General features: G+C 32.2%; 13 protein-coding genes. 8 read left to right on the top strand and 5 right to left on the bottom strand.

The annotated features are described in order from the left end of the window. Positions 1 to 96 precede the first annotated feature (96 nt). From QBK95_RS00290 to QBK95_RS00275, 4 genes are all read left to right on the top strand, one after another. On the top strand, positions 97 to 1,323 hold the full coding sequence (locus QBK95_RS00290) for a peroxiredoxin family protein (protein ID WP_280929327.1): 1,227 nt from the start codon (positions 97 to 99) through the stop codon (positions 1,321 to 1,323). 140 nt (positions 1,324 to 1,463) lie between these two features. Then, positions 1,464 to 2,564 (top strand): DUF2911 domain-containing protein, encoded by a 1,101-nt coding sequence (locus QBK95_RS00285; RefSeq protein WP_280929325.1) that lies wholly within the window; start codon positions 1,464 to 1,466, stop codon positions 2,562 to 2,564. Between the two features lie 179 nt (positions 2,565 to 2,743). Further along, positions 2,744 to 4,837, top strand: a complete 2,094-nt coding sequence (pta, locus tag QBK95_RS00280) for a phosphate acetyltransferase (RefSeq protein ID WP_280929323.1) — start codon at positions 2,744 to 2,746, stop codon at positions 4,835 to 4,837. Between the two features lie 19 nt (positions 4,838 to 4,856). Further along, complete coding sequence (locus QBK95_RS00275; protein ID WP_280929321.1) at positions 4,857 to 6,044, top strand: acetate/propionate family kinase; 1,188 nt, start codon at positions 4,857 to 4,859, stop codon at positions 6,042 to 6,044. Between the two features lie 34 nt (positions 6,045 to 6,078). Here the strand turns inward: QBK95_RS00275 and QBK95_RS00270 are convergent, their stop codons facing one another. The 3 genes from QBK95_RS00270 to QBK95_RS00260 form a co-directional block, all read right to left on the bottom strand. Further along, positions 6,079 to 6,219: a hypothetical protein gene (locus QBK95_RS00270; RefSeq protein WP_280929319.1), complete on the bottom strand. Its 141-nt coding sequence runs from the start codon at positions 6,217 to 6,219 to the stop codon at positions 6,079 to 6,081. Between the two features lie 120 nt (positions 6,220 to 6,339). Continuing rightward, positions 6,340 to 6,522: a hypothetical protein gene (locus QBK95_RS00265; RefSeq protein ID WP_280929317.1), complete on the bottom strand. Its 183-nt coding sequence runs from the start codon at positions 6,520 to 6,522 to the stop codon at positions 6,340 to 6,342. Between the two features lie 335 nt (positions 6,523 to 6,857). Further along, on the bottom strand, positions 6,858 to 7,046 hold the full coding sequence (locus QBK95_RS00260; protein ID WP_280929315.1) for a hypothetical protein: 189 nt from the start codon (positions 7,044 to 7,046) through the stop codon (positions 6,858 to 6,860). Between the two features lie 381 nt (positions 7,047 to 7,427). Between QBK95_RS00260 and QBK95_RS00255 the strand changes: the two genes are divergently transcribed. The 4 genes from QBK95_RS00255 (at position 7,428) to QBK95_RS00240 (ending at position 12,904) form a co-directional block, all read left to right on the top strand. Continuing rightward, complete coding sequence (locus QBK95_RS00255; protein ID WP_280929313.1) at positions 7,428 to 9,359, top strand: endonuclease; 1,932 nt, start codon at positions 7,428 to 7,430, stop codon at positions 9,357 to 9,359. A gap of 217 nt (positions 9,360 to 9,576) precedes the next feature. Beyond that, positions 9,577 to 10,650, top strand: coding sequence for a GEVED domain-containing protein (locus QBK95_RS00250; protein ID WP_280929311.1), 1,074 nt, complete (start codon positions 9,577 to 9,579; stop codon positions 10,648 to 10,650). 783 nt (positions 10,651 to 11,433) lie between these two features. Further along, a complete protein-coding gene (locus tag QBK95_RS00245; protein WP_280929309.1) occupies positions 11,434 to 12,216 on the top strand; it encodes an SMODS domain-containing nucleotidyltransferase in 783 nt (260 codons plus the stop codon). A 19-nt stretch (positions 12,217 to 12,235) separates the two neighbouring features. Further along, a complete protein-coding gene (locus QBK95_RS00240; protein WP_280929307.1) occupies positions 12,236 to 12,904 on the top strand; it encodes a hypothetical protein in 669 nt (222 codons plus the stop codon). A 213-nt stretch (positions 12,905 to 13,117) separates the two neighbouring features. On the opposite strand, the gene QBK95_RS00235 is transcribed toward QBK95_RS00240, so the two are convergent. Both QBK95_RS00235 and QBK95_RS00230 read right to left on the bottom strand, forming a co-directional pair. Beyond that, a complete protein-coding gene (locus QBK95_RS00235; RefSeq protein ID WP_280929305.1) occupies positions 13,118 to 13,798 on the bottom strand; it encodes a type 1 glutamine amidotransferase domain-containing protein in 681 nt (226 codons plus the stop codon). Positions 13,799 to 13,922: 124 nt separating this feature from the next. Further along, positions 13,923 to 14,492: a Crp/Fnr family transcriptional regulator gene (locus QBK95_RS00230; RefSeq protein ID WP_280929303.1), complete on the bottom strand. Its 570-nt coding sequence runs from the start codon at positions 14,490 to 14,492 to the stop codon at positions 13,923 to 13,925. Positions 14,493 to 14,616 lie beyond the last annotated feature (124 nt).

The raw sequence follows: 14,616 nt of genomic DNA, 5'->3' as shown, positions 1-14,616 counted from the left end.
ATACTTTTTTTGGGGATAACAATTATATTTTGATAAAATTACAACTGTCTAGCAAGGTCAATTGATCTTGCTAGACAGTTTTTATACACACACATCATGAATAAATTCATAACAGTACTTTTAGTAGGATTAATACTCTTCTCGTGTAAAGACGAAAAACCTAATAAAGAAACATTTCTTAAAAGCGGCCCTTGGAAAGCTTCACTATTGCTTCCTGATAATAAAGAACTCCCTTTTTTAATGGAGGTTTTTGAGGATCAGACCTTGAAAATTTTTAATGCAGAAGAAGTAATTGATATAGATGAAGTTAGGATTAAAGGAGATTCGGTTTTTATTAATTTCCCAGTTTTTGAGGGATATGTAGCTGCCAAGTTTGAAGATTCATTGACCATTTCTGGAAGCTTTATTAAAGAGAGTTTGGATAGAGTAGTTCCTTTTAAAGGATCCTATGGAGAGCATGATAGGTTCGAAATTGTTTCAAAACCAATTTCTGATATCACAGGTAATTGGGAAGCTGTTTTTAGTCCAGAAAACCCAGAAGACAGGTACATTGCCAAAGGAATTTTTAAACAAAATGGAAATGTGGTTACAGGAACTTTTAGAACAACAACAGGTGATTATCGTTATTTGGAAGGAGTTCTTAATGAAGATAAATTTGAATTATCTGCGTTTGATGGAGCTCACGCTTTTTTGTTTACTGGACAAGCTACCGATAGTACAATGAGCGGTTATTTTTATTCAGGAAATCACTGGAAAGAACCTTTTGTAGCTAAACGAAATGAACAATACGAATTACCTTCTGAAGATTCTCTTACTTTTATAAAAGAGGGATATGATAAACTGGAATTTAGTTTTCCAGATGCTAAAGGAAATCAAGTTTCTCTTAATGATGAGCGTTTTAAAGGAAAAGTTACCATGGTTCAGATCATGGGAACCTGGTGTCCTAACTGTATGGATGAAACCAAATATTATGTTGATTATTATGCTAAAAATAAAGATAAGGATATTGAGTTTGTAGCGTTAGCTTTTGAGTATGCCAAAACCTCAGAAAAAGCATTTAAATCTATTGAAAGATTACGATCTAAATTAAAGGTAGAATATCCAATTCTTTTAGCGCAGTTTGGTACTTCAAATAAAGAAAAAGCACAAGAGAAACTACCAATGCTTAATCATGTGTTATCATATCCAACTACAGTTTTTATTGATAAAAAGGGAGATGTACGTAAAATTCATACTGGTTTTAATGGACCTGCAACAGGTCAAAAATATATAGATTATAAGAATGAATTTGAAAGTTTTGTTAATCAGCTGTTAAAAGAATAATCTATTTAACACTTATTAGGACTTGTTTTTTGACTTTAACAATACGGTAACATCAGGATACGTATTATCCTCTTATTATTGTGACTGATGTATGATTTTTCTTTCGTATGCAGTTAAATAATTAATTCAAAAATTCAGTCATGAAACAATCTAACTTTATGATGACATTGCTTGCTGGCGCAATGATGTTATGTACGATTCAAACAAACGCTCAATTAAAAACTCCCGAAGCTAGTCAACGCGCACAGGTCACTCAGCGAGTAGGAATAACCGATATTACCATAGATTATGGAAGACCAAGTGTAAAAGAACGAGAAGTATGGGGCAAACTAGTTCCTTATGGATTTAATAACCTAGGATTTGGTACTTCTACAGCAGCTCCTTGGAGAGCTGGAGCTAATACTAATACCACAATTGAATTTGCTCATGATGTAAAGGTAGAAGGTAAAGACATAAAAGCTGGACTATATGGACTTCATATTGCATTAAAAGAAGATGGAGGTGCCACCATAATTTTTTCTAAGAATACTTCTTCTTGGGGAAGTTATTTTTATGATGAAAAAGAGGATGCCTTACGTTTAGATGTTCAAACTAAAGAGGCACCACATACTGAAACCTTAACGTTTTTATTTCCTTCTTTTGAAGCAAATAGCACCATAGCTGCATTGCGATGGGAGAAAAAAGAAATTCCATTTAAAATTGAGGTAAATGTAGAAGATATTGTCTTAGAAGGAATCAAAGATGATCTTAGGAGTAATGCTGGTTTTACACAATCTAACTGGGATAACGCTGCAAATTATGCTTTCAATGCAGGAAAAATAGATCAAGCTTTGGAGTGGGTAAATGCTTCGATAAGCGGTAATTTCTTTAGTAAAGAAACTTTTGGTAATCTTTCTTTAAAATCTCAGATTTTAGGAAAACAAGGAAAAACTCAAGAAGCTATGGCAATTGTTGATAAAGCAGCTGCACTAGGAAATGCTACTCAGGTGTTTCAATTAGGAAATGGACTGATTGGTCAAGGACAAAAAGATAAAGCATTAGAGATTCTAAAAGGTAATGTAAAAAATAATAAAGGTGCATGGCCTTCTAATTATGGATTAGCCAGAGCTTATTCTGCAACTGGAGATTATAAAAACGCGATTAAGTCAATTAATGTAGCATTAGGTAAGGCACCAGATAGATTTAAAGGAAGATTATCTGGTGATTTGGAAAAACTAAAAAAAGGAGAAGACATAAATTAAATAATTAAAAATATCAAGCATTTATAATGGGGTCAGAATTTTTCTGACCCTTTTTTTATGTATTAGAAAATAAAATGGTTAATATTTTTTAGCATTATATATTGTCATAGTTTGTTATTGTATTGCAATGTGCTATTTTGTTGCTATTAGCATATCTTTGCACAACCAAATTTATATACATGAGTAAAGCCGTTTATATTGCTACTATAGAACCTAATAGTGGTAAATCTATTGTAGTTCTCGGATTAATGAGAATGTTATTAGGGAAAACAGCCAGAGTAGGATACTTCAGACCAATTATAGATGATCCCAAAGAAGGTGAAATAGATAATCATATTAATACTGTAATATCACATTTCGAATTAGATATTAATTTCAAAAACACATATGCTTTTACAAGAAGCGAAGTACTCCAAAAGTATAATCAAGGTAGATCAGGAGCTATCATTGATGGTATTATTGAAAAGTATAAAAATCTAGAAGAGAAATTCGATTTCATATTAGTAGAAGGAACAGATTTTTCGGATGAAGGAAGTATCATCGAATTTGATATTAATGTTATTATTGCTAAAAACCTTGGGATCCCTTCAATTATTGTTGCAAGTGGTGTTGATAAGACGAAGGAAGAAATTGCAGGAAACCTTAAACTAGCATATGATACTTTTATAAGTAAGGATGTAGAAGTAGTTGCGATTGTTGCTAACAAGGTAGTGAATGGGTGTGAAAAAGAATTAAAAATAAAACTAAACGATGATTTTGGAACAGATGTAGAACAAATCATAATTCCTAAAATAGGAGCTTTAATTAATCCTACAATCAAAGAGATTGTTAAAGAATTAGATGGAACAATACTTTTCGGAAAAGAGTTTTTACATAATCAAGCAGGAAGTTTTGGAGTAGGAGCAATGCAATTGCGTAACTACCTGACACATCTTAAAGACAATAGTCTGGTGATAACACCAGGTGATCGTGCAGATATTATTTTGGGTGTTTTACAAGCCAATATATCAGATAACTATCCTAAAATTTCTGCAATTATTCTAACAGGAGGAATTGTGCCAGAAGAGCCTATATTAAAATTAATTGAAGGTGTGTCATTATCCGTTCCTATTATATCAGTTGCACAAGGAACCTTTTCGATTACCAATAAAATCGGAGCTATTAGATCAAAAATATACGCCGATAATCAACAAAAAATAAACACATCTATTAGTACATTCGAACAATACGTCGATGCAGATCGTCTGGTTGATCCTCTAATTACTTTCGAGTCGGATAGTTTGACACCAAGCATGTTTCAATACAACTTGCTAAAGCGTGCATTACAGCATAAAAAACATATCGTTTTACCAGAAGGATCTGATGAGAGAATTTTAAGAGCTACCTCTAGATTACAAGCGTCTAATGTTGTAGATATAACACTAATTGGTAATGAAAAGAAAATTAAAAGTAAAGCAATCAAATTAGATATCCCTATTGATTTCAATACGGTAAATATTGTTTCGCCAATTGACTCTCCTCATTTTGACGATTACGTAGAGACATTTTATGAGTTGCGAAAGCATAAAAATGTAAACATGGATATGGCCAAAGATATGATGGCAGATGTCTCTTATTTTGGTACCATGATGATTTATAAAGGTCATGCAGATGGTATGGTTTCTGGTGCGGTTCATACTACACAACATACTATCAGGCCAGCTTTGCAATTTATCAAAACCAAACCAGGTGTAAAAGTGGTTTCTTCTGTGTTTTTTATGTGTTTAGAAGATAGAGTTTCGGTATTTGGCGATTGCGCAATTAACCCAAACCCTAATGCTGAACAATTAGCAGAAATTGCAATTTCTTCAGCTCAATCAGCTTCTGCGTTTGGTATTGAACCTAAAGTAGCGATGCTATCTTATTCTTCAGGAACATCTGGAAAAGGAGAAGATGTAGAAGTAGTTAGAGACGCTACCAAAATTGTTAAGGATAAGCATCCAGAATTAAAAATAGAAGGACCTATACAGTACGATGCCGCCGTTGATATGAGAGTAGGGCAGAGTAAGCTTCCTGATTCTGAAGTAGCGGGTCAAGCAAGTGTATTGATATTTCCAGATCTTAATACAGGAAATAATACCTATAAAGCTGTACAACGAGAAACGGGAGCCTTGGCAATCGGACCAATGCTTCAAGGGTTAAATAAACCTGTTAATGACTTGAGTAGAGGATGTACAGTAGATGATGTGTATAATACCGTAATTATAACCGCAATTCAGGCACAAGGTCTTTAAAAAAAGAGAATATAACAATATGCAAGTACTAGTATTAAACTCGGGTAGTTCGTCGATTAAATTTCAATTATTTAAAATGCCAATGGCAAAAGTGATTTGCTCAGGATTGGTAGAACGCATCGGACTGGATAATGCTAAAATCAATTACAAGACTGATACTCAAAATATAGAAAAAACAGAAGAAATTCCTGATCATAAAACAGGCCTGCAATTAATTGCTTCTTATTTATTACATGCCGATATAGGAGTTATCAAATCCGCACTAGAAATTGAGATAGTTGGTCATAGAGTAGTGCATGGTGGAAGTACATTTGCTAAAACCGTAGAGATAAATGATCAGGTTAAGCAAAAAATAGAAAAGCTTTCTGCGCTGGCACCATTACATAACCCTGCTAACTTACAAGGGATTTTAGTCTCTGAGGAGATTTTTAAAGAAGCCAAACAAGTGGCTGTGTTTGATACAGCATTTCATCAAACCATGCCAGTTGAGGCATATCAGTATGCGATTCCAAATAAGTTTATAGATGAAGATAATATTCGAGTATATGGTTTTCATGGGACCAGTCATAAGTACGTATCAGAAAAAGCAATAGCATTTTTAGAAAATGAAAAATCTAAAATTATTACAATACACTTAGGTAATGGCTGTAGTATGACAGCCATAAAAGAAGGAAAGAGCATTGATCATACTTTGGGGTTTGCACCAATGAACGGGTTGATTATGGGAACACGATCTGGTGATATTGATCCTGCTGTAATTTTTTATATGGTAAAATCATTAGGATTTACTTTAGAAGAGGTAAGCTCATTGCTCCAAAAAGAAAGCGGTATGCTTGGATTAACGGGATATAGCGATTTACGTGATATTGAATCAGAAGCAGAGAAAGGGAATGTCAATTGCAAAAAAGCATTAGAAATGAAAGCATATCGTATCAAGAAGTTTATTGGATCCTATGCGGCGATCATGAATGGTTTAGATGCGATTGTATTTACAGCTGGAATTGGAGAAAATTCGGATGTTGTACGTAAACTTGTCTGTACTGAACTAGAGTATTTAGGGATAGAATTAGACCAAGAAAAAAATAGTATTAGATCAAAAGAAATTAGAGATATAAGCAAGAGTTTTTCTAAAGTAAAAGTATTAGTTATACCTACAAATGAAGAATTGGAAATAGCAAAACAATCTTTTCAATTACTTTCTAGCTAAAAAATGGTGCTTATCAATTGGCACCGTGAAATATTTATACTGGTTCGCAATACCCAGAAGAAGTATTGTAATTTTCACTAGGATCTCCACAAGGAGTATGTGTTCTTATACCTCCAGTAATTTGCTGTTGCTGTTGTTTATTTAGTTGGTAAACTTCTGTTAGATCTAAGATCATTTTCATTGTATTAAAAAAATAGATTATTGACTAAATATAATTAAAAACTATTAACTAAGACATGATAAAAGGCAAACTTGTATAAGTTTGCCTTTCTTATTTTTTAGAGTGTATCTATATTTAGTAAAGGATACATCCTCCCCAATCTAGACATCTTCCAGGCTCACAAAAACTTCCTCCTGGGAAACTAATACGACATTTATTACGTCCACAACATGAAACATTTCCCCAAGCTCCTTTTACAGATCTTTGCTCTTCCTTACTTAATTCTTGCACTCCTTTTAATTCTAAGATTTTTTTCATTGTGTAAATTTTAAAGTTAATTTATGTGTGTACAATATACTTGTAAGCTATGCTGAATACAAGTTGAGTTACTTGATATTTATAAATTTCAACAACAATTATATGAAGTTTGATACCACATAAGTACTAAGAATCAAAGGCTTGTTGTGTTTGCAGATTGTTATTACTAATGAAAAAACTGATGTTACCTCATGAAGTCTTCTAGGTATCTATATTATAATATTGATTGGGTTGAAGGTTTAGATTTTAATGAGTATTTAAGTTAAGCAATAATAGAAAAAGACAAATATTTCTATTTGTCTTTTTAAGTTTTAAGGATATACGATCTTATTTTATTAGTAAAGTATACAACCTCCCCAACCCCAAGGATTACATCTTCCTGGCTCACAGAAACTTCCTCCTGGAAAACTAATACGGCATCTGTTACTACCACAACAGGTAATGCTTGTCATCGCTCCTTTAATGGATCTTTGCTCTCCTTTACTTAATGTTTTAACGCCTGTTAAATCTAAGATTTTTTTCATTGTGTAAGATGTTTAAGTTAATTGCTTAAATATAACGGAAAATTCCCTTAATATGTTACGTAAAAAACTTTAAATAATGATGTGTTAGACATACTGCTTGTCTTTTTAATACACATTTAAAAATGACCGCAGCAACTTTTATTGAGTTTGAAAAAATAATTTTTGAAGCGAAATTCCTGTCTTATATGTAAGAAATAACTTATTAACAGTATTGTAATTTTTTAAACATCTGTTTATTAAGGAGTTATAACTATTTTTAGGCTAATATATACATTATCAACATATTGGGTAATGATTTGATAACATTAGAGGCTAGTTATTTTATCAAAATAGTTTTAGCTTCGGAGTTCAATTTTATACTAAACTAACTCACAACACACAATGAAAAAAGCACTACTATTACCACTTATGTTGGTATTTGTTGTGTATGCTTATGCGCAAGTTCCAGCATACTATAATGATGTTAACCTTTCTTTATCTGGACAATCTTTAAAAAATGAGTTATCCACAAAGGTTACCAATTCACAGACCAATACACTATCTTATACTCCTGGAGTATGGAATGCATTAAAACAATCCGATCTTGACCCAACAAATTCTTCTAGCGTTGTTCTTATTTATGGTTATAGTGATACAGATGGTAATTCTGTAACAGATAGAACAAGAGGAGTGAATGATAATGGTGGAGGCTCTACTGACTGGAATAGAGAGCATGTGTATCCTAAATCCCTAGGAAATCCTAATTTGGGAACTTCTGGTCCTGGAGCAGACGCACATCATCTTCGACCTGCCGATGTGCAGAGAAATTCTAATCGTGGTAGTCGAAAATTTGCAGATGGTTCTGGTAATTCAGGTACAACTTCTCAAGGGCATTGGTATCCTGGAGATGAATTTAAAGGAGATGTAGCACGTATGATGATGTTTATGTACATACGTTACGGTAATCGCTGTTTACCATCAAATGTAGGAGTAGGAACTGCCGTATCAGGAGATACGAATATGATTCAATTATTTTTAGAATGGAATGCTGAAGATCCAGTTTCACAGTTAGAATTGCAGCGAAATCCGATCATTGAGAGTTTACAAGGGAATAGAAATCCTTTTATTGATAACCCGGCTTTTGCAACACAAATATGGGGAGGTCCACAAGCCGAAGATCGTTTCGGAACTACAGGAGGAGGAGGAAATACATTATGTAGCACTACAATTACATCATTTCCTTATACAGAAAGTTTCGAAAATACTTTAGGATCTTGGAAACAAGCAACATCAGGAGATGATTTTAATTGGGCGATTCGTTCTGGAAATACTCCATCATCAAATACAGGTCCAAGCTCGGCTAATGCCGGTTCTTATTATATGTATATGGAATCTTCGAGTCCCAATTATGCCAATAAAAGAGCGATTCTATATGCTCCTTGCTATGATATAACTAATGCAAATCAAGCTACTTTTTCATTTAAGTATCATATGTATGGAGCCTCATCAATGGGTGGTCTTGCTCTAGAAGCTAGTCTTGATGGAACAAGTTGGACTTCAGTATGGAATAAATCAGGAAATCAAGGAAACTCTTGGAAAACTGCATCAGTTAGCTTAGCTGCTTATGTTGGTAAAAAAGTACAATTACGATTTAATGGAGTTACAGGAACTACATGGCAAGGAGATATGGCTATTGATGGTATAAATCTATCAACCTCTGGAAGTACAGGAGGAGGTTCTTCGACACGCGATATTACTCTTAGAATTACTTTTGATAACTATCCAGAAGAAACCAGCTGGGAAATAAGAAATGATAGTAATCAGATCGAATATTCTGGAGGAACCTATGGATCTCAGTCAGATGGTTCAACAATTAACTTATCAAGAACACTGGATATTGGATGCTATACATTTATAGTAAAAGATACCTATGGAGATGGGATTTGCTGTAGTTATGGTAATGGTTCCTATGCAATAACCGATAATTCTAATGGAACAGTATTGACTTCTGGAGGTTCTTTTGGATCTCAAGAAAATAAAAACTTCTGTATAGGATCCGCAGCAAGAAGTTTTTCAGAAGATGTAGTAAAAGAAAACACGATACATGGTTTTGATTTTAGTTTTTACCCCAATCCTGTTAAAAATGAAATTATGCTACAAATGAAAAATCCTGTAGAGGCAAATTATAGAATTGTGAATTATGTAGGCCAGGTAGTCAGTAGAGGTAAAGTGTCTAAAGAATCAATTTCACTTCATAACTTTTCATCTGGGATGTATTTTGTTTCGGTGAGTGATGGAAAACAGATTATTACCAAGAAATTTACAAAAGAATAACCGTAAATATTTTATTTAAACCTTACCCCATTTGAAAAAGTGGGGTTTTTTAGTTAAGGTATATTCCATATAATCTAAGTGAATCTTATCGCTAAGTTGATACTTGATTTATGAGTATTTCTACACAATATAAAGTCTAAGCTTCTAATTAGACATTTTCGAATTTTTAACGTCTATGTTTTTAATATTTTCATTCAGTATAACATAAACAGAAGTTATGAATAGAATTATATGTATTTTAATGATAAGTGTTAGTACCGTTGGATTTACAAAAGAGAGATCATATAGTCTCATTGGCCCTATATTGAATAGTTTTACAGCATCCAATGTTACAGGAGACACTGCCGAACTTTCTTGGAGTGCTGTTTCCGATAGTACAGATATAGATGCTTTTATAATGTATCGAAATGATCAGGTATATGGTTGGTTTGATGGATCAGATACTAGTGCAGTCATAAAAGGGTTATCCCCCAAAACATTATACCAGTTTAGAATAGTTGTATTAGATCAACTAGGAAACTATTCTGATTTTAGTGATGCTCTTTATGTATTAACTACTGAGACAGCTAGTGCTTATTGTTTAGCATCTTCATTTAGTACAGATTATGAATACATTGATTATGTGGGTCTCAATGAAATTAGTAACAATTCTAGTAATGAAGGTTATTATGATTTTACAGATTTGATAGCGAATCTATCAATTGGTATAAATACAATTGAACTACGACCTGGGTTTATCGGAGATTCATACGAAGAAAGCTTTGCAGTATGGATTGATTATAATCAAAACAAAGTTTTCGAAAACTCAGAACAAGTAGTATCTGTGGCTGTACCGATAGGCGATAATGGCATTACTACAAATTTTGTTGTTCCTTCAACAGCTACAGGTGGTAACACCAGAATGAGGGTAGCGATGAGGTATGATGGTATACCGATAGCCTGTAATAGCGATTTTGCATATGGAGAAGTCGAAGATTATACGGTTAATATTGTATCACGTAGATCTGCTAATACAACTTTTAGAGCTCTGGGGAATTTAGAAGATCAAAATTTCGATAAGAAAAAATCAACAATTACCATGTATCCTAATCCTACAGATGGATTTATTTATTTAGATTATGAACAGCATCAAGATGTTGAATACTCTTTAAGAGATATTTCAGGTAATCTTATTAAAAAAGGCAAAACAGAGGGCAAAAGAATCAATTTAAGTGAGTTACCAATAGGTGTATATGTGTTTTCAATTCCTTATGGAAATGAGGTGGTATCAAAAAGAGTTATAATTAAGTGAAAATATAAATTGGTATTTAATCTGTATAATCACATCTTTTATCTGTTATTTTGTAATGAAAAACAGGGAAAATTCCGACTTTTTGATTGAAAGCTACGGTTACTAAGTAGTTTTTGAATAATTACGCAGTAAGAATATTAAGATTTCGGGGAATTTACCCCATAATTTTAATGTTTAATTACTAGTACAATACGATGAAATACACGTTTTTTACTGCTTAAATGTTAAAAAAATATTTTTTTAACATTCTTTTGTAGGTTAATTCTCTTTGGAACATATAGTGTTTTCAGTGTTTTTTATTTTTAAAGGGTATTTAACCTTAATTAAATTATGGTTTAACCGTATTTTAATTTCTCTTTTTGTTTGTACATTAGAACTAAGAAAAATTATAAAGCGCTTATTGTTAGATTTTTAGTAATCCTTAAAATAAAATTGTTATGAAACAAAAATACTTTTTTTTAGTTGATTTTTTATCTCATTGGAAGTTTACTTTCGTAAAATAAAATACACTTTTAAAACCCATTAATTCGTTTTTTTTTGAATTAATACGGAGACTTACCGCTCAACGATTATTTATTTAGAATTATGTATCACCCATATTACCCCACTTTAATATCGGTATACAACAAAACACATTTTTGTATGCACACTATGTTTGTTGTGCAGTCTTAATAATCGTACTTATACTGTGTTACTACACAGTCCTGAGGTGGGGAATAAATTAATAATATGGTTATCGTTAGGAATTATACCTAATAGAATACTATTAAAATATTAGGATAAATGAGTATATCTGCACACTTTAATATGTTTTGTGATGAGCTTAAGGTTTCTTCTAAGAAGAAGTCCATTATTTCGCTACGTTATGATTCAATAAACAAAAAATTAAATAATGATTTTTGGAATATAAATACTAATTATGGTAGTATTTATGTCGGTTGCTATGGGAGAGAGACTGCAAATGATGGTATCAATGAAATCGATATGATTTTTGAGATGCCATCTCATTTGCAGAACGAATATGAAGAATGCGGAGGGAAATGTCAGGCTAGATTTTTAGAGGATGTTCGTAGATCAATAGCAACAATATATCCTAAAGCAAATATAGATAAGGAAGGCAAAGTGATAAAAGTCAGATTTTCTGATGGTATGTCTTTTAATGTATTACCTGCTTTTATTAGAGATGGAGGAAATTATGTATATGCGGATCTTACTAATAAGGGTAGATGGAACATTACGAAACCAAAACCTTTTTTAGAACTAATGAAAATAGGAGATAAAATTACCAATCATAACTTAAAAAAATTATGCAGAATGGCTAAGGCTTGGAAGCAAAATTGCAAGGTTAAGATTAAGGATGTGTTAATTGATATGCTTGCGTATGAGTTTTTAACATCTACAGAAAACAGATATCAGTCTTATTCTCATTTTGATACTATGTGTATGGATTTTTTTAAATTTTTGATGAACCAGGAATCATCAAAAGTAAGTTGGAATTTCGCTGGATGCGAACAAAAAATTCATAACCCTGATAATTTTAGATATAAAGCTACTGGCTCATTTTAAAGCTGAAAATGCTATAAGAATGGAGTTTTTAGGTAGAAAATGGAAAGCTAGACAAAAATGGAGAGAAATATTTGGTTATAGATTCCCTGAATCTGTAAGAGTAGAATTACAAATAAAGAAACTGTTCGAGAAGACGACAACATTATATAATTCCCAGAAAAAGTGTATACGTATTTTAAATCAGAAAGTATTAACTTTTAAAGGAGTCCAAGTCTTAACAGCTTTACTTATTATATCTGGAATATTGATTATTGGATATACCGAGAATTTCAATTTAGGATTCGGGATGTTTGTAACTTCGTCGATCTTGTTTTTAGTGATCCTTTATCTCAAAAAATATAATCTGACTAATATATCAACGAAACATAGGCAATCCGCTTTAAGAACATTTTTAATTAAAGAAGAATTTCAATCTTTATTAAAAGATCTTAATCGCAATGATGTGGATATATCTATTATACGTAGAAGAAAAGATGAATTACAACGCAATATGATAGATGTGTATAAAGGGACTTCCAAATTTGTAAGTAAGGGATATTCTGAAGCAATAAAAAAGATAAATTCAGTTTCTAAAGCAAAAGAAAAGTTACCAGTTATAGACTCATCAAAAATACAAATCCCAACGTGGCAGAGTACCAAGTTTTATAGGGAAAATCGAATACAATGTCTTATGAATTATAGAGATTGAATAAATTAAATTAGGTTTGATAAGTGGAAGATGATCCTTCTGTAATCGATGCTTTAAAAATATTTTAGTGTTGATTATGAAGGATCATTTTATGATCAGATCAATATACTATATTAAATAATTAGATTAATTTCTAGATATAGGATATTAAAAAGCGCAAACCCTTGGATTTACGCTTATCAAATAATTACTAAAGTATCTTGTGAGTTTGTGTTATGTAAGATGATTTAATAATTTTTTTGCAACCAGTTCTGAAGATGCAGGATTTTGTCCTGTAATCAATATTCCATCTTGTACAGCATAGGGATTCCAATCTGTTTCTTTAGAATAAATACCTCCATTAGTGGTTAACATATCTTCTACAAGAAAAGGTACAACATCAGTTAACTGAACTGCTGCTTCCTCTGTATTAGAAAACCCTGTGATTTTTTTTCCTTTTACCATAGACTCTCCATCAGTTCCTTTTACATGTTTAAAAACAGCTGGAGCATGGCAAACAGCACTTACAGGCTTTTGTTGAGCATAAAATGCTTCAATTAATGCTATCGAGTTTTGGTCTTCTGCCAGATCCCATAATGGTCCGTGGCCTCCAGGATAGAATATAGCATCATATTCATTTGCACTAACATCTTCTAATTTTATACTATTAGCAAGAATGGATTGTGTTTCCTGATCTTCATTGAATCTTTTGGTAGCGGCTGTCTGAAAATCTGGCAATTCGCTTTTAGGATCTATTGGAGGTTGTCCTCCCTTTGGAGAAGCTATAGTGATGGCTACATCTTTATCTTTTAAAAAATAATAGGGTGATGCAAATTCCTCAATCCAAAATCCCGTTTTTTCGCCAGTATTACCTAAACTATCATGACTGGTTAAGACAAATAATACTTTTTTCATGGTATCTATTCTTTTATTTTTAACGATTGTTTATTTAAGATCAACGATCCTTAGTTTCAAAATTGTGATATCAAAATTAAAGGAACTTAAGAAGTAAAAAAATGATGTATGATAAGAAAACGAATTAATTATGAGTAATTTCTTTTCGTACCCTACTTAAACTTTCTGAAGTTATACCGAGATACGAAGCTATGTGATAGTTTTTAACCAATCGTTCGATATTTGCGTAAGTATTCACAAAATCGATATATCGCTCTTTAGCTGTTTTTGATAAATCTCCAATGATTCTCTTTTGAAAAGAGCCAATATAGGATTCTGTTTTCAATCTAAAGAAACGTTCGACACTAGGGATTCTATCAAAGATTTCATTCATATCTTCTCTAGAAAGCCTATAAAGAATAGCATCTTGAATGCACTCTATCTTTAGAATTGCTTTTCCTTTTTTAAAAAAAGCAGTATAGTCACTGATCCACCAATCCTCAATTGCAAATTGTACGGTATGTTCTTTTGCGGTATGATCTGTAATAAATGATCGTAGGCATCCTTGTTTAACAAAATATTGATAATGAACGATTTCTTCAGGGTGTAATAGAATTTCCCCTTTGGAAACAGTTATTTTTTTAAACCTACTATCAATTAATTTTTGGTCTGCTCTACTCAATGCTAGTTCGCTAAAAATTTCTTGATTGATCATGAGACTACTTTTTCTTACTAAGATATACAGTAAAAATAATATGATTTTATAAAACTATTTGGGCATAAAAGAAAAAATCCAACCATAATTTAATGGTTGGATTTTCATTATATAATTTGATCTA

This window comes from Aquimarina mycalae (assembly GCF_029906345.1).
GTDB lineage: Bacteria > Bacteroidota > Bacteroidia > Flavobacteriales > Flavobacteriaceae > Aquimarina.
The sequence above is the reverse complement of the archived record's forward strand: the minus strand, read 5'-3'. Positions and strand labels throughout refer to the sequence as shown.

What these genes read in the sequence shown, in the direction of transcription:
- QBK95_RS00270 (WP_280929319.1), bottom strand. Translation starts at nt 6,219, where the DNA reads ATGATCTTAGATCTAACAGAAGTTTACCAACTAAATAAACAACAGCAA.
- QBK95_RS00250 (WP_280929311.1), top strand. Translation starts at nt 9,577, where the DNA reads ATGAATAGAATTATATGTATTTTAATGATAAGTGTTAGTACCGTTGGA.
- QBK95_RS00255 (WP_280929313.1), top strand. Translation starts at nt 7,428, where the DNA reads ATGAAAAAAGCACTACTATTACCACTTATGTTGGTATTTGTTGTGTAT.
- QBK95_RS00285 (WP_280929325.1), top strand. Translation starts at nt 1,464, where the DNA reads ATGAAACAATCTAACTTTATGATGACATTGCTTGCTGGCGCAATGATG.
- QBK95_RS00260 (WP_280929315.1), bottom strand. Translation starts at nt 7,046, where the DNA reads ATGAAAAAAATCTTAGATTTAACAGGCGTTAAAACATTAAGTAAAGGA.
- QBK95_RS00245 (WP_280929309.1), top strand. Translation starts at nt 11,434, where the DNA reads ATGAGTATATCTGCACACTTTAATATGTTTTGTGATGAGCTTAAGGTT.
- QBK95_RS00275 (WP_280929321.1), top strand. Translation starts at nt 4,857, where the DNA reads ATGCAAGTACTAGTATTAAACTCGGGTAGTTCGTCGATTAAATTTCAA.
- QBK95_RS00240 (WP_280929307.1), top strand. Translation starts at nt 12,236, where the DNA reads ATGGAGTTTTTAGGTAGAAAATGGAAAGCTAGACAAAAATGGAGAGAA.
- QBK95_RS00235 (WP_280929305.1), bottom strand. Translation starts at nt 13,798, where the DNA reads ATGAAAAAAGTATTATTTGTCTTAACCAGTCATGATAGTTTAGGTAAT.
- QBK95_RS00290 (WP_280929327.1), top strand. Translation starts at nt 97, where the DNA reads ATGAATAAATTCATAACAGTACTTTTAGTAGGATTAATACTCTTCTCG.
- QBK95_RS00230 (WP_280929303.1), bottom strand. Translation starts at nt 14,492, where the DNA reads ATGATCAATCAAGAAATTTTTAGCGAACTAGCATTGAGTAGAGCAGAC.
- pta (WP_280929323.1), top strand. Translation starts at nt 2,744, where the DNA reads ATGAGTAAAGCCGTTTATATTGCTACTATAGAACCTAATAGTGGTAAA.
- QBK95_RS00265 (WP_280929317.1), bottom strand. Translation starts at nt 6,522, where the DNA reads ATGAAAAAAATCTTAGAATTAAAAGGAGTGCAAGAATTAAGTAAGGAA.